General features: G+C 71.0%; 24 protein-coding genes. 19 read left to right on the top strand and 5 right to left on the bottom strand.

Annotated elements, in window-relative coordinates; all coding sequences use genetic code 11:
• Positions 1 to 1223: IucA/IucC family protein (locus tag M878_RS58240; RefSeq protein ID WP_023545741.1), on the top strand; the 1223-nt coding region annotated here is incomplete at its 5' end.
• 31 nt (positions 1224 to 1254) lie between these two features.
• Here the strand turns inward: M878_RS58240 and M878_RS58235 are convergent.
• Complete coding sequence (locus tag M878_RS58235) at positions 1255 to 2007, bottom strand: CAP domain-containing protein (RefSeq protein WP_023545740.1); 753 nt, start codon at positions 2005 to 2007, stop codon at positions 1255 to 1257.
• A 392-nt stretch (positions 2008 to 2399) separates the two neighbouring features.
• Between M878_RS58235 and M878_RS58230 the strand changes: the two genes are divergently transcribed.
• On the top strand, positions 2400 to 3314 hold the full coding sequence (locus tag M878_RS58230; protein WP_031224532.1) for a HipA family kinase: 915 nt from the start codon (positions 2400 to 2402) through the stop codon (positions 3312 to 3314).
• A gap of 10 nt (positions 3315 to 3324) precedes the next feature.
• Complete coding sequence (locus M878_RS58225; protein ID WP_023545738.1) at positions 3325 to 3600, top strand: Rdx family protein; 276 nt, start codon at positions 3325 to 3327, stop codon at positions 3598 to 3600.
• 3 nt (positions 3601 to 3603) lie between these two features.
• Here the strand turns inward: M878_RS58225 and aceB are convergent, their stop codons facing one another.
• Entirely contained in the window at positions 3604 to 5229 is a 1626-nt protein-coding gene (aceB, locus tag M878_RS58220) for a malate synthase A (RefSeq protein WP_023545737.1), read from the bottom strand.
• Positions 5230 to 5413: 184 nt separating this feature from the next.
• On the bottom strand, positions 5414 to 6016 hold the full coding sequence (locus M878_RS58215; protein ID WP_023545736.1) for a nucleotidyltransferase family protein: 603 nt from the start codon (positions 6014 to 6016) through the stop codon (positions 5414 to 5416).
• A gap of 131 nt (positions 6017 to 6147) precedes the next feature.
• Between M878_RS58215 and M878_RS58210 the strand changes: the two genes are divergently transcribed.
• Complete coding sequence (locus M878_RS58210; RefSeq protein WP_078630227.1) at positions 6148 to 6465, top strand: DUF5955 family protein; 318 nt, start codon at positions 6148 to 6150, stop codon at positions 6463 to 6465.
• A 28-nt stretch (positions 6466 to 6493) separates the two neighbouring features.
• Here the strand turns inward: M878_RS58210 and M878_RS58205 are convergent, their stop codons facing one another.
• Complete coding sequence (locus M878_RS58205) at positions 6494 to 7288, bottom strand: IclR family transcriptional regulator (protein WP_023545734.1); 795 nt, start codon at positions 7286 to 7288, stop codon at positions 6494 to 6496.
• Between the two features lie 274 nt (positions 7289 to 7562).
• Here M878_RS58205 and allB point away from each other — a divergent pair, with 274 nt between their 5' ends.
• The 8 genes from allB (at position 7563) to M878_RS58165 (ending at position 16251) form a co-directional block, all read left to right on the top strand.
• Positions 7563 to 8903 carry an allantoinase AllB gene (allB, locus tag M878_RS58200; RefSeq protein ID WP_023545733.1) on the top strand — a complete coding sequence of 447 codons (1341 nt, stop codon included), beginning with the start codon at positions 7563 to 7565 and terminating at the stop codon, positions 8901 to 8903.
• A gap of 45 nt (positions 8904 to 8948) precedes the next feature.
• Positions 8949 to 10088: an allantoicase gene (alc, locus tag M878_RS58195; protein ID WP_425347927.1), complete on the top strand. Its 1140-nt coding sequence runs from the start codon at positions 8949 to 8951 to the stop codon at positions 10086 to 10088.
• 121 nt (positions 10089 to 10209) lie between these two features.
• Positions 10210 to 11025 carry an AIM24 family protein gene (locus M878_RS58190; RefSeq protein WP_023545731.1) on the top strand — a complete coding sequence of 272 codons (816 nt, stop codon included), beginning with the start codon at positions 10210 to 10212 and terminating at the stop codon, positions 11023 to 11025.
• Between the two features lie 96 nt (positions 11026 to 11121).
• On the top strand, positions 11122 to 11757 hold the full coding sequence (locus M878_RS58185) for a dihydrofolate reductase family protein (protein WP_023545730.1): 636 nt from the start codon (positions 11122 to 11124) through the stop codon (positions 11755 to 11757).
• Positions 11758 to 11842: 85 nt separating this feature from the next.
• Positions 11843 to 12238, top strand: a complete 396-nt coding sequence (locus tag M878_RS58180; RefSeq protein WP_023545729.1) for a ribonuclease domain-containing protein — start codon at positions 11843 to 11845, stop codon at positions 12236 to 12238.
• 768 nt (positions 12239 to 13006) lie between these two features.
• A complete protein-coding gene (locus tag M878_RS58175) occupies positions 13007 to 14257 on the top strand; it encodes a sensor histidine kinase (protein ID WP_031224531.1) in 1251 nt (416 codons plus the stop codon).
• A 62-nt stretch (positions 14258 to 14319) separates the two neighbouring features.
• Positions 14320 to 14991 (top strand): response regulator transcription factor, encoded by a 672-nt coding sequence (locus M878_RS58170; protein WP_023545727.1) that lies wholly within the window; start codon positions 14320 to 14322, stop codon positions 14989 to 14991.
• A gap of 78 nt (positions 14992 to 15069) precedes the next feature.
• Positions 15070 to 16251, top strand: a complete 1182-nt coding sequence (locus M878_RS58165; RefSeq protein WP_023545726.1) for a cytochrome P450 family protein — start codon at positions 15070 to 15072, stop codon at positions 16249 to 16251.
• A gap of 157 nt (positions 16252 to 16408) precedes the next feature.
• Here the strand turns inward: M878_RS58165 and M878_RS58160 are convergent, their stop codons facing one another.
• Positions 16409 to 17425 (bottom strand): Gfo/Idh/MocA family protein, encoded by a 1017-nt coding sequence (locus tag M878_RS58160; RefSeq protein WP_023545725.1) that lies wholly within the window; start codon positions 17423 to 17425, stop codon positions 16409 to 16411.
• Positions 17426 to 17543: 118 nt separating this feature from the next.
• On the opposite strand from M878_RS58160, the gene M878_RS58155 reads away from it, so the two are divergent.
• The 7 genes from M878_RS58155 to M878_RS47345 all read left to right on the top strand — a co-directional run.
• Positions 17544 to 18293 (top strand): GntR family transcriptional regulator, encoded by a 750-nt coding sequence (locus M878_RS58155; protein ID WP_031224530.1) that lies wholly within the window; start codon positions 17544 to 17546, stop codon positions 18291 to 18293.
• Positions 18294 to 18459: 166 nt separating this feature from the next.
• On the top strand, positions 18460 to 19464 hold the full coding sequence (locus M878_RS58150; RefSeq protein ID WP_031224529.1) for a sugar ABC transporter substrate-binding protein: 1005 nt from the start codon (positions 18460 to 18462) through the stop codon (positions 19462 to 19464).
• Complete coding sequence (locus M878_RS58145; RefSeq protein ID WP_023545722.1) at positions 19461 to 20546, top strand: ABC transporter permease; 1086 nt, start codon at positions 19461 to 19463, stop codon at positions 20544 to 20546. The genes M878_RS58150 and M878_RS58145 overlap by 4 nt, the downstream gene beginning before the upstream one ends.
• Complete coding sequence (locus M878_RS58140) at positions 20543 to 21313, top strand: ATP-binding cassette domain-containing protein (RefSeq protein WP_023545721.1); 771 nt, start codon at positions 20543 to 20545, stop codon at positions 21311 to 21313. The genes M878_RS58145 and M878_RS58140 overlap by 4 nt, the downstream gene beginning before the upstream one ends.
• Before the next feature lie 118 nt (positions 21314 to 21431).
• A complete protein-coding gene (locus M878_RS58135) occupies positions 21432 to 22577 on the top strand; it encodes an ROK family glucokinase (RefSeq protein ID WP_023545720.1) in 1146 nt (381 codons plus the stop codon).
• Positions 22574 to 23155 (top strand): hypothetical protein, encoded by a 582-nt coding sequence (locus M878_RS58130; RefSeq protein ID WP_023545719.1) that lies wholly within the window; start codon positions 22574 to 22576, stop codon positions 23153 to 23155. The genes M878_RS58135 and M878_RS58130 overlap by 4 nt, the downstream gene beginning before the upstream one ends.
• Positions 23156 to 23253: 98 nt before the next feature.
• On the top strand, positions 23254 to 23510 hold a 257-nt coding region (locus M878_RS47345), incomplete at its 3' end, for a hypothetical protein (RefSeq protein ID WP_037730084.1).

Here is a 23510-nt window from a genome sequence, read left to right as displayed (position 1 = left end):
CCGGGCTGCCGGGCGGCGATCTGCCCACCGAGATGGTCGACAGCCGGGACGCGGTCGCAGCGCTGCTCACCGCCCGCGCCCGGGCGACGGCACCCGCGGACCCGTATCTGCGCTCCGAGCAGTCCCTGATCACCGGCCACCCGTACCATCCGGCGCCCAAGGCCCGGGGCGGCGGCCCGGTCGCGTCCTGGCTGCCGTACGCCCCCGAGGCGCACGCCCGCTTCCCGCTGGTGCTGCTCGCCGTCCGCGAGGACCAGGTGGCCGAGGAGGGCGACACCGGCGCCCTGGACGCCCTCGGCACGGCACCGCCCGGCTACCGGCTGCTGCCGGCCCACCCCTGGCAGCTGGACCTGGTGGGCGGGGAGCTGGCGGAGGCCTTCGCGGACGGCCGTCTGCTCCGCCTCGGCACGACCGCCTTCGACACCTGGCCGACGGCGGCGATCCGCACGGTGTACGAGCCCGGGCGCGATCTGTTCCTGAAGTTCAGCCTGGACGTCCGCATCACCAACGACATCCGCCGGCTGTGGGGCCACGACCTGCGCAAACTGCGCCGTACCGACTCGGCCGCCGGGGACGCCTTCGTGGCGCTGGGCGCGCCCGCGGCCTGGCTGAGCGACCGCGGCTACCGCACGGCCGCCTTCGCCTTCGAGGAGCTGGCCGTCCTGGTCCGGGACGGGCTGCGCGGCCATCTGCTGCCGGGCAGCACCGCGCTGCTCGCCGCCGCCCTCGCCGAGGGCTTCGACGGCAGCCCGCTGGCCGCCGCGCCCGATCCGGCGGCCTGGTGGGAGGCGTATCTGCGCCAGGTCGTCCCGCCCGCGCTGACGGCCTTCGACGAGCACGGGGTGGTCCTCGAAGCCCACGTGCAGAACACCCTCGTCGCCGTCGACGCGGCCGGCGTGCCCGTCCAGGCACTGTTCCGGGACGCCGAAGGCGCCAAGCTGCTGCCCGACGTCACGCGGGCCGCCGGCTGGGAGCGGCTGGTGTACTGCCTGGTCGTCAACCATCTCACCGAGATCGCCGCCGCCCTGGCCGAACACCACCCGGGCCTCGACCCCTGGCCCGCCGCCCGCCGTGAACTGGCCCGGCACGAGCTGACCGAGATACCGGCCCTGCTGGCCTCGCCCACCCTGCCCGGCAAGACCAACCTGCTGCTGCGCTGGACCGGAGCGGACGGCGCGGCCGCCCGCTATCTGCCCGTGCCGAACCCGCTGGCGCGCCGCTGACCAACACCGTGCCTACGGAGGCCGGCCGGGGTCACCGGGCTGTGCCGAAGTCCTGGGTCCAGTAGCTGCCCGGCTGCGCGAGGCCGACGCCGATCTGCCTGAACGAGCAGTTGAGGATGTTGGCCCGGTGTCCGGGGCTGGACATCCAGCCCGCCATGACCTGGTCCGCGGTGGCGTAGCCGTAGGCGACGTTCTCGCCGTAGGCGCTCCAGTCGAAGCCGGCCCGCGTGATGCGGTCGCCCGGGGACGAGCCGTCGGATCCGGTGTGCGACATGTTCTGGTGTGCCGCCATGTCCGCGCTGTGGGCCTGCGCGGCCTTGGCCAGCGCCGAGTTCAGAGTGAGGTCCTGGCACCCCGCCTTGGCGCGCTCGGCGTTGACGAGCTGCAGGATGCGCGCGATGACCCCGGACGCCGTGGCGGTGGGCTTCGGGGTGCTCGGCGCGGCGGGGGCCTGGGAAGCGGTGGCGGCCGGGCGGGGAGCGGCGGTCCGCTGGGGCTCGTGGGCGGCCGCGTTCCGGTCGCCACTCGGGTGCTCCGAGGGCGACCCGGTGGCCCGCGGTGTGCCGGTGTGGTGGTGGCCGTTGCGATGGTGATGCCGGTGGCCGTGGGGCCTCTGCTGCTGGGGCGTACTCGTCGCGGCGACGTCGGCCTGGTCCGTACGGTCCGCCCTGCCGTACGGCCAGTCGGAACAGGCCAGCGCGACGGACGGTATGCCCACGGCGCCGATGGCGACGGACGCTATGACTATGCGGCGGAAACGCTGCGTCTTGCGGTGCTTGGCCATGCGTGAACCTCACTCGGTGATCGCCGAGCGCTCATTTTCGGAACGGCCTCACATGGAGCGCAAAGGCAGGTTCTACTATCTCGCATCGTAGACTCGGCCGGCTCTTGCCAGGAGGGCCGCGAGATGCCGCCTTCGCGTCCGCGATGTTTGCTTTTGATTGACGCCTCGTCAGGAGAGGTGTCTGGGTGAGGGATACGCGAGGGTATCGAGTGGGCGGCGTGCGGCTGCCCGCAAGGGCCGCCCATGTCCACAGCAAGACGGACAAATCCCATATGTCACCGGAGTCGCGTCTACTATCCGGCACGCCTAGTTGCAGAGATGGCTGTGATGGATATCACGCCGGAAGCCGCAACCGATCCGGCTCTCCCAGCGGAGCGCATACGCTGATCGATGTGCTGCGCGACGTGACTGCTGTCAGATACGTGACCCCGCTGCGGTCCGGCGGCTCCGTGCCCGGAGTCGTCGAGGCCGACGACGACGGCACGTACGTGGTGAAGTTCACCGGGTCCGCGCAGGGGCACAAGGCGCTGGTCGCCGAGGTGATCGTCGGGGAACTCGCCCGCGCGCTCGGCCTGCGCTTCCCCGAGCTGGTCCTCGTCCACTTCGACCCCGCCATCGCCGATGCCGAACCGCACCAGGAGGTGCGGGAGCTGCACGGCGCGAGCGCGGGAGTGAACCTCGGCATGGACTATCTGCCGGGCGCCCGGGACTTCACTCCGGAGATCGCGAGGAGCTTCCCCGTGGACCCGCTGGAGGCCGGCCGGATCGTCTGGCTGGACGCGCTGACCGTCAACGTCGACCGCACGGTGCACAGCTCCAACCTCATGGTCTGGCCGACGCTCGGCACCGTACCGCCGCGCCTGTGGCTCATCGACCACGGCGCCGCCCTCGTCTTCCACCACCGCTGGGACACCACGACCCCGGGCAAGAAGTACGACTTCCGCCACCACGCCCTCGGCCACTACGGCCCCGACGTCCGCGCCGCCGACGCGGTACTGGCTCCCCGGGTGACCGAGGGCCTGTTGCGCGGGATCGTCGCGGAGGTGCCGGACGCGTGGCTCGCCGAGGATGCCGGGTTCGCGACGCCGGACGACGTCCGGGACGCCTACGTCGACTACCTCCTCGCGCGTGTGCGGCTCTCGCCCGAGTGGCTGCCCGGCGACTTCCCGAGTCGCGAGGAACTCGCGGCCGAGGAGGCCGCCCGCGCGGAGAAGACGCAGGCGGGCCGCCCGGACTGGCTCAGGCGCGTCCCCGACCTGCACGGGAGGCCGGGCGCGGAACAGGATTGGTCGGTGCACCTGGGATGAGGAACATCGGATGAGCCATCGCGTACAGATCGAGTACTGCACACAGTGCCGCTGGCTGCCGCGTGCCGCCTGGCTGGCGCAGGAACTGCTCACCACCTTCGAGCCGGAGCTGACCGAGCTGTCACTCAAGCCCGGCACCGGAGGCGTCTTCGTCGTCCGGGTGAACGACGAGGTCGTCTGGGACCGGCGCGAGCAGGGCTTCCCGGAGCCCACGGCGGTCAAGCGCCTCGTACGCGACCGAGTGGCCCCGGGAAAGCCCCTGGGCCACTCGGACAGGACCGCGTAGGCGTCAGCCCTTCAGCTGCTCGTACGCCGGCAGGGTGAGGAAGTCGGCGTAGTTCTCGTCCAGGGAGACCCGCAGCAGCAGATCGTGGGCCTCCTGCCAGTGGCCGGCCGCGAAGGCCTGCTCGCCGATCTCCTGGCGGATGTTGGACAGTTCCTCGGCGGCGACCTTGCGGGCCAGCTCGGGCGCGGCCTTGTCGCCGTTCTCGAACTCGACGCCCGCGTTGATCCACTGCCAGATCTGCGAGCGGGAGATCTCGGCGGTGGCCGCGTCCTCCATCAGGTTGAAGATGGCGACCGCGCCGAGCCCGCGCAGCCAGGCCTCGATATACCGGATGCCGACCTGGACGGCGTTGACGAGTCCGTTGTACGTCGGCTTCGCGTCCAGCGAGTCGATCGCGATGAGGTCGGCCGCCTCGACGTGGACGTCCTCGCGCAGCCGGTCCTTCTGGTTCGGCTTGTCGCCGAGGACCTTGTCGAAGGACTCCATGGCGATCGGGACGAGGTCGGGGTGGGCGACCCAGGAGCCGTCGAAGCCGTCGTTCGCCTCGCGGTCCTTGTCGGCGCGGACCTTCTCGAAGGCCACCTTGTTGACCTCGGCGTCCTTGCGGGACGGGATGAAGGCCGCCATGCCGCCGATGGCGTGCGCGCCGCGCTTGTGGCAGGTGCGGACGAGGAGTTCGGTGTACGCCCGCATGAACGGGGCCGTCATCGTGACCGCGTTGCGGTCCGGCAGGACGAACCTGGCGCCGCCGTCCCGGAAGTTCTTCACGATGGAGAACAGGTAGTCCCAGCGCCCGGCGTTCAACCCTGCGGCGTGGTCGCGGAGTTCGTAGAGGATCTCCTCCATCTCGTACGCGGCCGTGATCGTCTCGATCAGGACGGTGGCGCGGACGGTGCCCTGCGGGATGCCGACGTAGTCCTGCGCGAACACGAACACGTCGTTCCACAGCCGCGCCTCGAGGTGCGACTCGGTCTTCGGCAGGTAGAAGTACGGGCCCTTGCCGAGGTCCAGCAGCCGCTGGGCGTTGTGGAAGAAGTAGAGGCCGAAGTCGACCAAGGCGCCGGGGACGGGCGTGCCGTCGGTGTCGACGAGGTGCCGCTCGTTCAGGTGCCAGCCGCGCGGCCGCATGACGACGGTCGCCAGCTCCCCGTTCGGGCGCAGGGCATACGACTTCCCGGAACCCGGGTCGGTGAAGTCGATGTTCCGGGTGTAGGCGTCGATCAGGTTGACCTGGCCGAGGATCACGTTCTCCCAGGTCGGCGCGGAGGCGTCTTCGAAGTCGGCGAGCCAGACCTTCGCGCCCGAATTGAGCGCGTTGATGGTCATCTTGCGGTCGGTGGGGCCGGTGATCTCGACCCGCCGGTCGTTCAGCGCGGCCGGGGCCGGGGCGACCTTCCAGGAGTCGTCCGCGCGGATCGCGGCCGTCTCGGGGAGGAAGTCGAGCGTGGAGGTGCGGGCGATCTCGGCGCGGCGCTCGGCCCGGCGGGCGAGGAGTTCGTCACGGCGCGGGGTGAACCGTCGGTGCAGCTCCGCCACGAAGGCGAGCGCCGCGTCCGTGAGGACCTCTTCCTGCCGGGGCAGGGGCTCGGCGTCGACGATGGCCAGCGGGGACGGCGCTGGTGCGGACATGAGCTGTCACTTCCTTCAGCGGTGGCACCGGGTGCCTAGTGGCACGAATAGGGCAATCAGCGCCGACTGTGCGGGCAGGCGCTTCTGAACAGTGGATAGTAGTTTCCTCATTGTGGAACTTCAATGGTTTGTTGATGTCGAGATTCTCTGAGTCGAGGAAAGGTGGCGCCCAGTGCCACCTTCTTCACTCAAGGTGGCGCAGGTCGGCCTCGGTGTCGATGTCGTACGGTTCGGCCACGTCCGCGCACTCCACGAGCCGGATCCGAGCCGCGTGCTCCGTCAGATAGGCGCGAGCGCCACGATCCCCGGTGGCGGTCGCCGCGATGTCCGCCCAGTGGGCCGCGCCGAACAGCACCGGATGCCCGCGCGTGCCGTCGTAGGTGGCCGAGACCAGCGATTTCTCGTCCTCGTAGGCGCCGAGTACCCGCGCCACGGCCGCCGGCCCGATGCCCGGCTGGTCGACCAGGCTCACCAGGGCGGCCCGCGCCCCCGTGCCGTCGAGCGAGGCAAGTCCGGCCCGCAGCGAGGAACCCATGCCCTCGGCCCAGTCGGGGTTGTCCACGAGTGCACAGCCGCTCAGATCGGCCCGCGCCCGCACCTCGTCGGCCCGGGCGCCCAGTACGACGTGCACCCGCGCGCATCCGGCCGCGCGCAGCACCCCCACCGCATGCTCGACCAGCGGCCGCCCCCGGTGCGTCAGCAGCGCCTTGGGCCGCCCGCCGAGCCGTCTGCCCCCGCCGGCGGCGAGCAGCAGCCCGGCGACCTCCTCGTGATGGTTCTCCGTCATGAGTCCTGCATACCTGACGAAGGCCGGGGCGGCCGGTTTCCCTTGGGCTGAATTTCGGTCTGCGCTGTGGCGCTCCCGGACGCGGTGGCGTTTACTGGCCCGCGCACGACGGCGTGTGAGGGGGGAGGGCTGTGTTGCGGAGCTTGGGGCAGAGACCGGTGACCGGCAGCTACGAGGACCCGAGAGTGGCGGAACTGCGGACCGCGGTGTCCCGGCTGCGCCGCGAACTGGCCGCGCTCCCGTCCGAGTTCCCCGACCGCGCCATCGCCGAGGACGAACTGGCCGCGCTCGCGGCGATGGCCTCCGGCGGCTCGCCGGAGATCCCGCGCTTGCGCAACTCCCTGTTACTGATCGCGGGAGCGATCGGTTCGGTGAGCGCCTTGGCGAGGGGCCTGAGCGGGGTCCGGGAAGCGGTCAACCTCTTCGGGGAACCGACACAGCGGGGCTGAGTGCGGCTCCCCGAGAAGGGCACCCCCTTCAGGCGCCAGAACTCGCCAAGGCCTGAGACAGCTCAAGGGCGATCTGCTGCAGTACCGGCACGATCTTGTCGGTCGCGGCTTCGGTAACCCGTCCAGCGGGCCCGGAGATCGAAATCGCCGCAGCCGTCGGAGACTCGGGCACGGACACCGCGAGGCACCGCACGCCGATCTCCTGCTCGTTGTCGTCGACGGCGTACCCGGTGCGTCGTACATCCTCCAGCGCGGCCAGGAACCCCTCGGGCGTGGTGATGGTCTTCTCCGTGGCCGCGGGCATCCCGGTACGCGCCAGCAGGGCCCGCACGTCGTCGTCGGGCACCCCGGCCAGCAGCGCCTTGCCCACTCCGGTCGAGTGCGGCAGCACCCGCCGGCCCACCTCGGTGAACATCCGCATCGAGTGCTTCGACGGCACCTGCGCCACGTACACGATCTCGTCGCCGTCGAGCAGCGCCATGTTCGCGGTCTCGCCGGTCTCCTCGACCAGCCGGGCGAGATACGGCCGCGCCCACGTGCCGAGCAGCCGGGACGCCGACTCGCCGAGCCGGATGAGCCGGGGGCCGAGCGCGTACCGCCGGTTCGGCTGCTGGCGGACGTAGCCGCAGGCGACCAGGGTGCGCATCAGCCGGTGGATGGTCGGCAGCGGCAGCCCGCTGGTCGCGGACAGCTCGCTCAGACCGACCTCGCCGCCCGCGTCCGCCATCCGTTCGAGCAGGTCGAAGGCGCGCTCCAGGGACTGGACACCGCCCCCGGCGGAGGGCTTGGCGGAGTCGGTGGTGCTGGCGCTGGACGTCGGCACGGCGCGTTCCTTTCGGGGGCTGGCAGGAGTGCAGAAGCCTACCCGGCAGTCGGTTGACTCCCTGCTTGTACGTAGCTACGTTCTGCTTGCTGGAATTCTAATTCCGCTTTGTGGAAACGTCCAGAGTGAGTGCAGGGTGCGCGCTGCCCAGCAGTGTGCCCCTTGACGACGGAGAAGTGGGAGTGAAGACTCCTTCAACAGAACGTTGAAATCCGTTACGTGGGTGTAAATCCCGTTTCTGGGGCGTAAAACGGCGGTACAGAGAGGGGTTCGGGTGTCCGACGCTGAACTGGTCCTGCGCACGACGCGCGTCATCACTCCGGAAGGGACGCGGGCCGCCTCGGTCGCCGTGTCCGCCGGGAAGATCACGGCCGTCCTGTCGTACGACACGGAGATCCCGGCCGGCGCACGGCTGGAGGACTTCGGCGACCACGTCCTGCTGCCCGGCCTCGTCGACACCCACGTGCACGTCAACGACCCGGGCCGCACCGAGTGGGAGGGCTTCTGGACCGCCACCCGCGCGGCGGCGGCCGGCGGCATCACCACGCTGATCGACATGCCGCTCAACTCCCTCCCGCCGACCACCACGGTCGAGAACCTGCGGATCAAGCAGCAGGTCGCCGCCGACAAGGCGCACATCGACGTCGGCTTCTGGGGCGGCGCCCTGCCGGACAACGTCAAGGACCTGCGCCCGCTGCACGACGCCGGCGTCTTCGGCTTCAAGGCGTTCCTGTCCCCGTCCGGCGTGGACGAGTTCCCGCACCTCGACCAGGACCAGCTCGCCCAGTCCCTGGCGGAGATCGCCGGCTTCGGCGGCCTGCTGATCGCGCACGCCGAGGACCCGCACCACCTGGCCGCCGCCCCGCAGCACGGCGGCCCCAGGTACGCCGACTACCTTGCCTCCCGCCCGCGCGACGCCGAGGACGCGGCCATCGCGAACCTCATCGCGCAGGCGAAGCGGATCGGCGCGCGCGTGCACGTCCTGCACCTCTCCTCCAGTGACGCGCTGCCGCTGATCCGCGCCGCCCGCGCCGAGGGCGTCCGCGTCACCGTGGAGACCTGCCCGCACTACCTCGTCCTCACCGCCGAGGAAGTCCCGGACGGCGCCAGCGAGTTCAAGTGCTGCCCGCCCATCCGGGAGGCCGCCAACCAGGACCTGCTCTGGGAGGCGCTGGCCGACGGCACCATCGACTGTGTCGTCACCGACCACTCGCCCTCCACCGCCGACCTGAAGACCGCCGACTTCGCCACCGCCTGGGGCGGCATCTCCGGTCTCCAGCTCAGCCTCTCCGCCGTATGGACCGAGGCACGCGCGCGTGGGTACGGCCTGGAGGACGTCGTGCGCTGGATGTCCACGCGGACGGCCGCACTCGTGGGCCTGGACGCCTCCAAGGGCGCCATCGCCCCGGGCCGCGACGCCGACTTCGCCGTCCTCGCCCCCGACGAGACGTTCACCGTCGACCCGGCCGGCCTCCAGCACCGCAACCGGGTCACCGCGTACGCCGGCAAGACCCTGTACGGCGTAGTGAAGTCCACCTGGCTGCGCGGCGAACGCATCGTCGACGGCGGCGAGTTCACCGAGCCCAAGGGCTCCCTGCTCGCCCGCCCCCAGTAAGCCACCTCGGCCACCGGCAACCGGCCGACGCCCAGAAAGGAACCCCTGATCACCGTGACGGCGCTGCATCAATCGAGTCTGGCGAGCTTCACCGGCGACGCGAACCCCTACGGAGGCGGCGACCCGTACGCGGACTACCGCACCGCCGACTTCCCCTTCACCCAGTACGCCAACCTCGCCGACCGGCAGCTCGGCGCCGGTGTCATCGCCGCCAACGACGAGTTCTTCGCCCAGCGGGAGAACCTGCTGGTGCCCGAGCGGGCCGAGTTCGACCCCGAGCACTTCGGGCACAAAGGCAAGATCATGGACGGCTGGGAGACCCGCCGCCGGCGCGGTGTCTCCGCCGAGCACCCGTGGCCGGCCGCGGAGGACCACGACTGGGCGCTGGTCCGCCTCGGCGCGCCCGGGGTGATCCGCGGGATCGTCGTCGACACCGCCCACTTCCGCGGCAACTACCCGCAGGCCGTCTCCGTCGAGGCCGCCTCGGTACCGGGTTCGCCCTCGCCCGGGGAACTGCTCTCCGGCGACGTGAAGTGGACGACCCTCGTCCCGCGCACCCCGGTCGGCGGCCACGCGGCGAACGGTTTCTCCGTATCGGTCGAGCAGCGCTTCACGCATCTGCGCGTCAACCAGCACCCCGATGGCGGCATCGCCCGCCTGCGGGTGTACGGCGAGGTCGTCCCCGACCCCGAGTGGCTCGCGGTCCTCGGCACCTTCGACGTGGTCGCCCTGGAGAACGGCGGCCGGGTCGAGGACGCCTCCAACCTCTTCTACTCCCCGGCCACCAACACCATCCAGCCGGGCCGCTCCCGCAAGATGGACGACGGCTGGGAGACCCGCCGCCGCCGTGACCAGGGCAACGACTGGATCCGCTACCAGCTGGTCGCCCAGGCGCAGATCCGCGCCGTCGAGATCGACACCGCCTATCTGAAGGGCAACAGCGCGGGCTGGGCCTCGGTCTCCGTCAAGGACGGCGAGAGCGGCGAGTGGACCGAGATCCTGCCGCGCACCCGCCTCCAGCCCGACACCGACCACCGCTTCGTGCTCCCCGAGCCGGCCGTCGGCACACACGCCCGGATCGACATCTTCCCCGACGGCGGCATCTCCCGCCTGCGCCTGTTCGGCTCCCTGACGGAGCAGGGCGCGGCGGGCCTCGCCGCCCGTCACCAGGAACTGGGCGGCTGACCCACCCCGCGCGCGCGGGGCGCCCCGGCCTGGACAGCACCGGGCGCCCCGCGTGTCACCCGTACGGACCCGGTTCCCGCCCCCTGGAACTTACGGGTCCGTCTCCCGCGTTCTTTCCCACGTGACCCTTCAGCAAGAGATCGTCGGCAACGCCATGCAGATGGCGGTCGTCAGCCTGCAGCCCGGCCAGACCGTGTACTGCGAGGCCGGAAAGTTCCTGTTCAAGACCACGAACGTGACCATGGAGACACGGCTGTCAGGTCCGTCGGGCCATGGCGGCCAGCAGCAGAGCGGCCAAGGCGGCGGCATGGGCGGCATGCTGCGCCAGGCGATGGGCACCGCCATGCAGGTCGGCCAGCGCATGCTCGCGGGCGAGTCGCTGGCGTTCCAGTACTTCACCTCCCAGGGCGGCGAGGGCACGGTCGGCTTCGCCGGCGTGCTGCCCGGCGAGATGCGGGCCCTGGAGCTCGACGGCACGCGCGCGTGGTTCGCCGAGAAGGACGCCTTCGTGGCGGCCGAGTCCACCGTCGACTTCGGTATCGCCTTCGCCGGCGGCCGCACCGGCATGAGCGGCGGCGAAGGCTTCGTCCTGGAGAAGTTCACCGGGTACGGCACGGTGATCATCGCCGGCGCGGGCAACTTCATCGACCTCAACCCGGCGGACTTCGGCGGCCGCATCGAGGTGGACACCGGCTGCGTGGTCGCTTTCGAGGAGGGCATCCAGTACGGCGTCCAGCGCGTCGGCGGCCTCAACCGCCAGGGGATCATGAACGCCGTGTTCGGCGGCGAGGGCCTGTCCCTGGCCACCTTGGAGGGCAACGGCCGGGTGATCCTGCAGTCCCTCACCATCGAGAGCCTCGCCAACGCCCTGAAGAAGGCCCAGGGCGGCGACAAGCAGGGCCCGACCGGCGGACTGTTCTCCACCCACGCCGGCTGAGCCCGATTCTCTCCGTGGCCGGACCGATGAGTTGCGGGTGCCAGCGGGGTCTGCACTGATGACCACAGACCCCGCACCCGGAAGAAGGCACCCGCCATGGGCAAGCTCGTCTCCACCATCTTCGTCACCCTCGACGGCGTGTACCAGGCGCCCGGCGGCCCCCAGGAGGACACCAGGGGCGGCTTCACCCACGGCGGCTGGAGCTTTGTGTACGGCGACGAGGACTTCGGCCGTTTCGTCACCGAGGTCTTCGACCGCGTCGGCGCCTTCCTGCTCGGCCGCCGTACGTACGACATCTTCGCCGGCTACTGGCCGAAGGTGACCGACCCGGCCAACCCGATCGCCGCCCGGCTCAACGCACGCCCGAAGTACGTCGTCTCCTCCACCCTCCAGGCCCCGCAGTGGTCCGGTACCACCGTGATCGGCGGCGACCTCGCCAAGCAGGTGCAGGCCCTGAAGGAGCGCACGGACGGCGAACTCCAGGTCCACGGCAGCGGCGCCCTGGTCCGCTCCCTGATCGACCTCCGGCTGCTGGACACCCTGCACCTGCTGACCTTCCCAGTCGTCCTCGGCACCGGCCACCGCCTGTTCACCGAGGGCACGGTCCCCACCGGCTTCCGGCACACCGGCGGCCGCGTCACGGGCGCGGGCGTCTCCATCCAGACCTACGACCTTGCAGGCGACCCCGAGTACGGCTCGTACGAACTCCCCGAAGACGCCTCGGCAGGTTAATTCCCCGAAAACTCATCTGACTTGGAGGGAAAATCTTCAACTTTGTCGTTGACATGCCAACGTCTACGCGCGTCATCATGAGGGCATGAGATTCCCCCCACGCGCCACTCGTATCGGCGCCGCAGCAGCGCTCCTGTCCGCCCTCCTCGTGGGCGGCACCGTCTCCGCCACCACGGCGGACGCCGCGGCCGACTCGGTCGGCAGCATCTGCTACAACGACCTGCCGTCGCAGGCCCACGACACCCTGGACCTGATCGCCCAGGGCGGCCCGTACCCGTACTCGCAGGACGGCACCGTCTTCTCGAACAGGGAAGGCGTCCTGCCCAGCCAGTCGTACGGGTACTACCACGAGTACACGGTCGTCACCCCCGGCTCTCCCACCCGCGGTGCCCGACGCATCGTCACCGGTGAGCAGAGCCAGGAGGACTACTACACCGCCGACCACTACGCCACGTTCGACCTGGTCGACTTCAGCTGCTGAACCGGTCGGCAGGATCAGAGGGAACAGTGCGACACATGTGAGACACAGGCCCCGCCCAGCGGCAGACCCCCCCCACGCCAGTGGCCGCGGGCAGGGCAGGAACTCCATGGCACGAGCGGGCCGCCGGGAATCCGTCCCGGCGGCCCGCTGTCATGCGCTACGGATGCCCCGAGCGAAGCAAGGGCCCGGGGCTCCTGACGGACCTGGCAGGCGGTCGGCGCCCCTCGGCGCCGTTCCGGGCGCCGGTCGAGGAGCCACGAACGGCCCTGCCCGTCGGGTGACTTCGGGCGGTGCCGATCCGGCAGGGTACGTCGAACTCGACGTACCACCGAGGGGCGGCGTCGCGACCGGCGGGCCGCGCATGGCCCGGTGCCGAGGCGCGCAGGGCCTGGGTCATGGCCTGGAGCAGCACCATGTCCGGCGGATGATCGTGCGAGCAGCACCATGCCCGACGGGCGGGCGCCGGCGGCAATGCGGCGGCGAACGCCTGCTGTTCGTAGGCCTGTTCCTTGTGCGGACGGTCGTAGACGACGGCGGGGGCGCCGGGCCTGGTGCGATGGACCTGGTGCGATGGGGCGCGGCCGAAATCCGTGCGCCCGCGGCTGCCGAGAGTCCGTGCGTCCGCGACTGCCGAAGATCCCTGCGTCCGCGGCTGCCAAAAGTCCATGCGGTCGCGACTTTGGTAGCCGATCCCACGCAGGATGCGGCCGGCGCCCCGTGCCCTGCGTAAATTGGTCGACCGTGAACGAGAACGGGCTGAGCCACACCATGGCGAGCGGGGCAGGAGTCCGCCGGTGGATGCTGCCCTCGGCCCTGCTCCACGGGCTCGACCCGGACTCCGGCCCCGACGGCCGGCCGCCCCGGCGCACCGCACGGGACTGGGTCGTCGACACTTCCTGCTTCCTGCTGGCCGTCCTGCTGTATCTCGCGACCGCCGCCGCCCTGCTCCAGCACCCGGACGTGCCCGAAGGTCTCGTCATCCTCGATGTGGTGCTCGGCGCCCTGTCCTGTGGGACCGTCTGGCTGCGCCGCCGCTGGCCGGTCGGCCTCGCCGTCGCGATGGTCGCCGTCGGCTTCGTGTCCTCCACGGCGTGCGGCGCCGCCATGGTCGCCCTGTTCACCTTGGCCGTGCACCGGCCGTTCCGCTACGTCGCCTGGATCGGCGGCGTCGACCTCGCCCTCGTACCGCTCTACTTCTGGTGGCGCCCGGACAACGACCTGCCGTACGCGGGATCCGTCGTGTTCGCCGTGCTGCTCGCCGTCTCCGTCATCGGCTGGGGCATGTTCGTACGCTCCAAACGGCTGCTCATGCTCAGTCTGCGGGAGCGGGCCCGCCGGGCGGAGACCGAGGCGCGGCTGCGCGCCGAGCAGGCGCAGCGGCTCGCCCGGGAAGCCATCGCCCGCGAGATGCACGACGTCCTCGCACACCGGCTCACCCTGCTCAGCGTGCACGCGGGCGCCCTGGAGTTCCGGCCTGACGCGCCGCGCGAGGAGATCGTCCGGGCCGCCGGTGTGATCCGGGAGAGCGCGCACGAGGCCCTGCAGGATCTGCGGGAGATCATCGGAGTGCTGCGGGCCGGGGAGTCCGAGGACACGGCCGGCGAGCGGCGCCAGCCGACCCTGGCCGCCCTGGAAGCCCTCGTCGCCGAGTGCCGCGAGGCCGGTATGAAGGTCGCGCTGGACCACCGCGTAGCCGATCCGGCCGCGGTCCCCGCCTCCGTCGGCCGCACGGCCTACCGCATCGCCCAGGAGGCACTGACCAACGCCCGCAAACACGCCCCCGGCGCCGAGGTCACCCTGAGCCTCACCGGCACCCCCGGTGACGGCCTCACCCTCACGGTCACCAACCCGCCGCCCACCGCCGAGCCCACGCTCGTCCCCGGCTCCGGCCAGGGCCTGATCGGCCTCACCGAACGCGCGACCCTCACCGGCGGCCGCCTGGAGCACGGCAGTACGGCCGACGGCGGGTTCGCGGTCCGGGCCTGGCTGCCGTGGGGACAGACCGGACCGACGCCGTGACGACGGCGCCCGTACGCCGATCCGCCCCCACGCGCCGCCCGCCCCGTGATTACGTAAGGCTCATGACGCCGATCAGACTCCTCCTCGTCGACGACGACCCGCTGGTCCGGGCCGGGCTGGCCCTGATGATCGGCGGGGCCGAGGACATCGAGATCGTCGGGGAGGCCGCGGACGGCGCCCAGGCCGAGGAACTCGTCTCGCGCACCCGGCCCGACGTCGTCCTCATGGACATCCGTATGCCGTCGGTGGACGGGCTCACCGCGACCGGGCGGCTGCGCGCACGGGCCGACGCCCCGCAGGTCGTGGTGCTCACCACCTTCCACGCCGACGAGCAGGTGCTGCACGCCCTGCGCGCGGGCGCCGCCGGATTCGTGCTGAAGGACACCCCGCCCGCCGAGATCGTCGACGCCGTACGCCGGGTCGCGGCCGGCGATCCCGTGCTGTCGCCCGCCGTCACCCGGCAGTTGATGCGGCACGCGGCCGGCAGCGCCGCCGACGCACGCCAGGCACGCGCACGTGACCGGCTCGCCGTCCTCAACGACCGCGAGCGCGAGGTCGCCGTCGCCGTCGGCCGCGGCCTCGCCAACGCCGCGATCGCCGCCGACCTGTTCATGAGCGTGGCCACCGTCAAGACCCACGTCTCCCGCATCCTCGCGAAGCTCGACCTGGACAACCGCGTACAGATCGCGCTGCTGGCGTACGACGCCGGACTCCTCGAAGACGACGGGCACTGACCGCGCGCTTCGGACGTTGTCGGTGCGTGGGGTGCTGAGTCCTGGCCTCGGGGGCCGCTACGGGAGGACGGAAAGGTCATGGAACGGATCGATCTGGGGGAGTACGGCGACGAACTGCGCCGCGATCCGCACGCGGTGTACGCCCGGCTGCGCGAGCAGGGCCCGGTACACCTCGTCCGGCCACCGGGCGCCGAGGAGGACTACGCGAGCTGGCTCGTCGTCGGGTACGAGGAGGCCCGCGCCGCACTCGCCGACCCGCGCCTGTCCAAGGACGGCAGCAAAATCGACCTGCGGTTCCTCGACGAGGACCTGATCGGCCCGAACCTGCTGACCGTCGACCCACCGCAGCACACCCGCCTGCGCGGCCTCGTCGCCCGCGCGTTCACGATGCGGCGGGTGGAGCGGCTGCGCCCGCGCGTCCAGCAGATCACCGACGACCTGCTGGACGAGGTACTGCCGGCCGGCCGGGCCGACCTCATCGGCGCCCTCGCCTACCCGCTGGCCATCACCGTCATCTGCGAGCTGCTCGGTGTCCCGGAGATCGACCGCGACGAGTTCCGCGGATTGTCGTCGGAGGTGGTCGCACCGACCAACTCGCAGACCGAGTACGACGCCACGGTCCGGCTCGCCGAGTATCTGAGGGAGCTGATCGAGGACAAGCGGCGCTCCGGTCCGGCCGACGACCTGCTCAGCGACCTGATCCGCACCACAGCCGAGGACGGCGACCGGCTCTCGCCGGAGGAACTGCGCGGCATGGCCTACCTGCTGCTGATCGCAGGCCATGAGACCACGGTCAACCTCATCGGCAACGGCGTCCTGGCCCTGCTCACCCACCCCGGCCAACTCGCCGCCCTGCGCGCCGACATGGGCCTGCTGGACGGCGCGATCGAGGAGATGCTGCGCTACGACGGCCCGGTGGAGACCGCCACGTTCCGCTATGCCGCCGAGCCTCTGGAGATCGCCGGCGTCCCCATCAAGCAGGGCGACCACGTGATGGTCGGCCTCACCGCGGCCCAGCGGGACGCCGCCCGCTACGCAGAACCGGACCGCTTCGACATCCACCGCGACCCCCGCGGTCACCTCGCCTTCGGCCATGGCATCCACTTCTGCCTGGGCGCCCCCCTGGCCCGCCTGGAGGGCCGCACGGCCATAGCCACCCTCCTGCGCCGAGCCCCCGCCCTCACCCTCGACGGCCACCCCACCAACTGGCTCCCCGGCCTCCTGATGAGAGGCGTACGCACCCTGCCGGTCCGCTGGTAGCCCCCTGCGGCACATTGGCCGGGCTGTCGCGCCCGCGTAGCTCCGGTCGTGCCTCCCTCAGTGCCTCAAGGGCCTGGGGGGACCGGCGGCGCGGGCGGCCCGCCGCACCACAGCCGTACCTGGCCGCCCGCCGTGCGGCAGTTGTGCCGGGCCCGGGCTACGACGCCCGTACCCGGTCGGGGATCTCAGCCAGGGCCACCGGGCGCCGCTCCCGTCGGGAGACCTCGCAGGCCTCGGCCACCCGCAGGGCCTGCAGGGCCTCGTGGCCGTCGCACGGGTTGGGACGCTCGCCCAGCACCACGTCCACGAAGGCGTTCAGCTCGGCCTCGTACGCGGGCCCGAACCGCTCCAGGAAGCCCTCCCACGGCTTGTCCGCGGGCGGCGGCCCCGTCGGCTCGGTGGACGCGAGCGGCGTACGGTCGTCCAGGCCCACCACGACCGTGTCCCGCTCCCCGGCCAGCTCCATGCGCACGTCGTACCCGGCCCCGTTCAGCCGCGTCGCCGTGGCCGTGGCGAGCGTGCCGTCGTCCAGGGTGAGCAGCGCCGCGCCCGTGCCGACGTCGCCGGCCTCACGGAACATCGCGGGCCCGCCGTCCGACCCGGTGGCGTACACGTCGGCCACCTCACGCCCCGTCACCCACCGCAGCACGTCGAAGTCGTGGATGAGCGTGTCCCGGAACAGCCCGCCGGACAGCGCCAGCCACTCGGCCGGGGGAGGGGACTGGTCGCAGGTCATCGCGCGTACGGTGTGCAGCCGCCCGAGCCGCCCCGCACGCACGGCCTCGCGGGCGCCCGCGTATCCCGCGTCGAAACGCCGCTGGAACCCCATCTGCAGGATCGTTCCCGCCGTCTCCACCTCGGCGAGCGCGGCGAGCGTGGCCGGCAGATCGAGCGCGATCGGCTTCTCGCAGAAGACCGGCAGACCCGAGCGCGCCGCCCGCCCGATCAGCTCCGCATGGGCCGGCGTCGCCGTGGTGATCACCACCGCGTCCACGCCCCACGTGAAGATCTCGTCCACCCCCGGTGCCGCCGTCTCGCCCAGCCGGTGCGCCAGCCCTTGCGCACGCGCCGGATCCGCGTCCGTCAGGATCAGCGATCCGACGTCTCGGTGGCGGCTGAGCGTTCTCGCGTGAAGGGTGCCGATGCGGCCCGTACCGATGACCCCGATGCGCATGGAAACAAAGTGAGGGCGGAGCCCGTACCCTGTCAATGTGCATGTCCGGACAATCGGACTACACAACTTCCCGTCAACCGATCACGGGGCTACGCTCAAGCCCGTGCCGAAACCAGATGTGGACCCGACTGTCTCGCTCGATCTCCGTGTGGACCGTAGCTCCCCGGTGCCGCTGTACTTCCAGCTCTCCCAGCAGCTGGAGGCCGCCATCGAGCACGGCAACCTCACCCCGGGCAGCCTGCTGGGCAACGAGATCGAGCTGGCCGCACGGCTCGGTCTGTCCCGGCCGACCGTCCGCCAGGCCATCCAGTCCCTCGTCGACAAGGGGCTCCTCGTGCGCCGCCGCGGCGTCGGTACGCAGGTGGTGCACAGCCAGGTCAAGCGCCCGCTGGAGCTGAGCAGCCTCTACGACGACCTGGAGGCGGCCGGTCAGCGCCCCGCGACCAAGGTGCTGGTCAACACCGTGCTGCCGGCCGGCGCCGCCGTCGCCGCCGCGCTCGGTGTCCCCGAGGGCAGTGATGTGCACCGCATCGAGCGGCTGCGCCTCGCCCACGGCGAGCCGATGGCATACCTGATCAACCACCTTCCGACGGGCCTGCTCGACCTGGACACCGGGCAGCTGGAGGCCACCGGCCTGTACCGGCTGATGCGCTCCGCCGGCATCACCCTGCACAGCGCCCGCCAGTCCATCGGCGCCCGCGCGGCCACGGCCGCCGAGGCCGAGCGGCTCGCCGAGTCCGAGGGCGCCCCGCTGCTCACCATGCAGCGCACCACCTTCGACGACACCGGCCGCGCGGTCGAGTTCGGCGACCACATCTACCGACCGACGCGCTACTCCTTCGAGTTCCAGCTGCTCGTCCGGCCCTGACCGGCGACGGCTGGGCACGTCGCAATGTCCGGACAAGTGGACGGGCGGGCGCTCCCCGGCTGTGTCATGAGTGTTACCCGTGTTCGATACTGGAGCGTTTGGGGCCGCTGAGCTGATCACCGGCCCCTTCCGTACGTACGAACACAGCAAGAAGGGGCACCGCCTCGTGGCACGGTTTCGGACCTGGGCAGTCATCGCGCTGGCAGGGACACTTTCGCTGTCCTTGTCGGCGTGCAGCAGCACCGGAGGCAAGCGGGCCGAGGACGCCCGCAAGGCCGCCGCGGCCCAGGGGAGGCCGGCGGTGAACACCCCGCGCTGGACCTTCGCGATGATCACCCACTCGGGAGACGGCGACACCTTCTGGGACATCGTGCAGAACGGCGCCAAGCAGGCCGCCGTCAAGGACAACATCAACTTCCTGTACTCGCACGACGACCAGGCCCAGCAGCAGGCCCAGCTGGTGGACGCGGCGGTCGACAAGAAGGTCGACGGCGTCATCGTCACCCTCGCCAAGCCGGACGCCATGAAGGCCGCCGTGGCCCGCGCCGAGAAGGCCGGCATCCCGGTCATCACGGTGAACTCCGGCTCCGCCGAGTCCAAGGCCTTCGGCGCCCTCACCCACATCGGCCAGGACGAGACCGTCGCCGGCGAGGCCGTCGGCGACGAGCTGAACAAGCGCGGCAGGAAGAAGGCCCTGTGCGTGCTGCACGAGCAGGGCAACGTCGGCCACGAACAGCGCTGCGACGGGGTCGCCAAGACCTTCCACGGCACCCTGCAGAAGCTCTACGTCAACGGCACCGACATGCCCGACGTCCAGTCCGCGATCGAGGCCAAGCTCCAGGCCGACAACTCCCTCGACGCCGTAGTCACCCTGGGCGCCCCCTACGCCGATACCGCCGTGAAGGCGAAGAACGACGCGGGCAGCAAGGCTGAGATCGACACCTTCGACCTCAACGCCCAGGTCGCCGCGGAGCTGAAGAACGGCACCCTCGGCTTCGCCGTGGACCAGCAGCCGTACCTCCAGGGCTACGAGGCGGTCGACCTGCTGTGGGCCTACAAGTACAACGGCGATGTCCTCGGCGGCGGCAAGCCGGTCCTGACCGGCCCGCAGATCGTCACCAAGGACCAGGCCGCCGCGCTGGCCGCGTACACCGAGCGGGGCACCCGATGAGCGCGACGATCGACAAGACCGCCGATGAGAAACCGGGCGATGAGAAACCGAGCAATGAGAAACCGAGCGATGAAAGGATTCTGCAGACCTCTCCGCTGAAGAAGCTCCTCTCCCGCCCCGAACTGGGCTCGGTCGTCGGCGCCCTCGCCGTCTTCGTCTTCTTCGCCTGCGCCGCCGACGGCTTCCTCAACGCCGCCAGCCTCAGCACGGTCCTGTACGCCTCCTCGACCATCGGCATCATGGCCGTACCGGTGGCCCTGCTGATGATCGGCGGCGAGTTCGACCTGTCGGCCGGTGTCCTCGTGACGTCCTCGGCGCTGATCTCCTCGATGTTCAGCTACCAGATGACGGCGAACACCTGGGTCGGCGCAGGAGTGTCCCTCCTCGTGACGCTGGCCATCGGCGCCTTCAACGGCTTCATGCTCACGCGCACCAAGCTGCCCAGCTTCATCGTCACGCTCGGCACGTTCCTGATGCTGACCGGCATGAACCTCGGCTTCACCAAGCTGATCGACGGAACGGTCTCCACAAAGACCATCGCCGACATGGAGGGCTTCCCCAGCGCTCACGACGTCTTCGCCTCCACCCTCACGATCGGCGGCGTCGGCTTCAAGGTCACGATCCTGTGGTGGCTGGGCCTGGTCGCCCTCGCCTCCTGGATCCTGCTGCGCACCCGCGCCGGCAACTGGATCTTCGCCGTCGGCGGCAACCAGGACGCGGCCCGCGCGGTCGGCGTCCCGGTCGCGAAGACCAAGATCGGTCTCTACATGGGCGTGGCCTTCGGCGCCTGGATCTCCGGCCAGCACCTGCTCTTCTCGTTCGACTCCGTCCAGTCCGGCGAGGGCGTCGGCAACGAGCTGATCTACATCATCGCGGCCGTCATCGGCGGCTGTCTGATCACCGGCGGCTACGGCAGCGCGATCGGCTCCGCCGTGGGCGCCCTGCTCTTCGGCATGACCAGCAAGGGCATCGTCTTCGCCGAGTGGAACCCCGACTGGTTCAAGTTCTTCCTCGGAGCGATGCTGCTCCTCGCGACCCTGCTCAACACCTGGGTCAAGAAGCGCGCGGAGGCGACCACATGACTCTCGTCAAGCTGACCGGCGTCAGCAAGCACTACGGCACCGTCCGCGCCCTCGAAGGCGTCTCACTGGAGGTCCACCCCGGCGACATCACCTGCGTCCTCGGCGACAACGGAGCCGGCAAGTCCACCTTGATCAAGATCGTCGCGGGTCTGCACCAGCACGACGGCGGCACCCTGAGCATCGAGGGTGAGGAGACGACCCTCTCCTCACCGCGGGAGGCCCTGGACCGCGGCATCGCCACGGTCTACCAGGACTTGGCGGTGGTCCCCCTCATGCCGGTCTGGCGCAACTTCTTCCTGGGCTCCGAGCCCCGCAAGGGCAAGGGCCCCTTCAAGCGCCTGGACACCGACCTCATGCGCCGCACCACCCGCGATGCCCTGCTCCGCATGGGCATCGACCTCCGCGACGTCGACCAGCCCATCGGCACCCTCTCCGGCGGCGAACGCCAGTGTGTGGCGATCGCCCGGGCGGTCCATTTCGGCGCCAAGGTCCTCGTCCTGGACGAGCCGACGGCGGCACTGGGCGTCAAGCAGTCCGGTGTGGTCCTGAAATATGTGGCCGCGGCACGCGACGAGGGCCTGGGCGTTGTTCTGATCACCCACAACCCGCATCACGCGTACTTGGTCGGCGACCGCTTCGTACTCCTGAGGCGCGGCACAATGGTGGGCAAATACACACGGGACGAGATCACGCTGGAGGAGCTGACCCAGCAGATGGCCGGCGGCTCCGACCTCGAGGCTCTACGCCACGAACTGCAGCGAACCTAGGGGCGCGGGGAACTGCGCGACAAGCCACAACACACGCCGTCACCCGGCAACGATCGCGCACCCCCCTTCCCTGGCCCGTACGGCACCCATACCCACGGTGAGGCAGAATCGACCAACGATGAGCACCTACCGCGACCTCACCGCCCCCATCGGCTCCCGCCGAGCCCCGGTCCTGCGAACCGTCGGCACGCGCGAGCGCCGATCCCACCTGACCGCACCCCGCGTGCCCACGGTAGGGATCGACATCGGCGGCACCAAGGTCATGGCGGGCGTCGTGGACGCCGACGGCAACATCCTGGAGAAGCTCCGCGCGGAGACCCCGGACAAGTCCAAGAGCCCCCAGGTCGTCGAGGACACCATCGTCGAACTGGTCCTGGACCTGTCCGACCGGCACGACGTGCACGCGGTCGGCATCGGCGCGGCCGGCTGGGTCGACGCCGACCGCAACCGCGTCCTGTTCGCGCCCCACCTGTCCTGGCGCAACGAACCGCTGCGCGACCGCCTGAGCGGTCGCCTCTCCGTGCCGGTCCTGGTGGACAACGACGCCAACACCGCCGCCTGGGCGGAGTGGCGCTTCGGCGCCGGGCGTGGCGAGGACCACCTCGTCATGATCACGCTCGGCACCGGCATCGGCGGCGCCATCCTGGAGGACGGCCAGGTCAAGCGCGGCAAGTATGGCGTCGCCGGCGAGTTCGGCCATATGCAGGTCGTGCCCGGCGGGCACCGCTGCCCGTGCGGCAACCGCGGCTGCTGGGAGCAGTACAGCTCCGGCAACGCCCTCGTCCGCGAGGCCAAGGAGCTGGCCGTCGCCGACTCGCCCGTCGCCTACGGCATCATCGAGCACGTCAAGGGCAACATCGCCGACATCACCGGCCCGATGATCACCGAGCTGGCCCGCGAGGGCGACGCCATGTGCATCGAGCTGCTCCAGGACATCGGCCAGTGGCTCGGCGTCGGTATCGCCAACCTCGCCGCCGCCCTCGACCCGTCCTGCTTCGTCATCGGCGGCGGGGTCTCGGCGGCCGACGACCTGCTCATCGGCCCGGCCCGGGACGCCTTCAAGCGCCATCTCACCGGCCGCGGCTACCGCCCCGAGGCCCGCATCACCCGCGCCCAGCTCGGTCCCGAGGCCGGCATGGTCGGTGCCGCAGACCTGGCCCGGCTGGTCGCCCGCCGGTTCCGCCGCGCCAAGCGCCGCCGGGTGGAGAGGTACGAGCGCTACGAGCGGTACACCCAGGCCCGCCGCGACCGGGACAGCGCATGACCCCGTCGCTGCCCCACCAGGGCGGCCCGCCGGACGAGCCGCGGCGCCCCGCCGAAGACGGCCGGCACAAGGCCAGACGCCGCGCGCTCACGCTGCTGATCATCGTCCTGCTGATCGGCGTCCCGGCCGGCTACCTGGTGATCTCCGCCAACCAGAGCCGCAACAGCGGCAAGGACAAGGAGGCGAAGTACTCGGCGACCGGCCTCAGCGCGGGCTGGCCGTCGAAGGTACAGCGCCGCCTCTACCAGGTGACCGTCCCGCACCCCGCCGACCACGTCGCGTACTACGAGACGAACAACTGGAAGACCAGCCGTCTCTATGTGCAGTTCAGCACCAACGCCGCGGGTCTGGACAGCTTCCTGCAGACCATGGGCGCCCGCCGGGACCAGCTGAAGAAGGACGACATCGCCATCGGCGCCCGCGACCAGAAGGTCAGCGGCTGGCACTTCACCGGCCCCGGCCCCTGGTGGGGGCTCACCCACGCGCAGAAGAACCCGGCGCCCACCCAGGACGTCGTCGTGAACCTGTCCGACCCGGACACCCCGATGGTCTACGTCGTCTCCCGCACGGTGCCGTGAGCACCGGGCCCCGGCCGGTCTCCGGGGCCCGTTGTCAGACCCCGCCCGTAGAGTCGAAGACGGCTGATCCGACACGTGGGCGGGAGGTGGCAGGGCGTATGAGCGGCGGCACGGCGGCAGTGGCCGGGCACACGGGAGGTACCGGGCAGGCCGGACCCCCCATTCCGGTGCGTCTCGCGTCCGTCTATCTCCCCGCACCCCTCCCGCGCGAGGGCCGCATCGCCTTCTGGGACCCCGACGGCGGCACCGTGACCGCCCGGACGGGCACCGAGAGCGGCACGTCCGAGCTGACGGTCGTACGACGTCACGGAACCGGCGTGCGCCGCCGCCGGGTGCCCGCGCTGACCCTGCCGCT

The organism is Streptomyces roseochromogenus subsp. oscitans DS 12.976 (genome assembly GCF_000497445.1).
Lineage (GTDB): Bacteria > Actinomycetota > Actinomycetes > Streptomycetales > Streptomycetaceae > Streptomyces > Streptomyces oscitans.
This window is presented reverse-complemented; position numbering and strand designations above follow the sequence as displayed.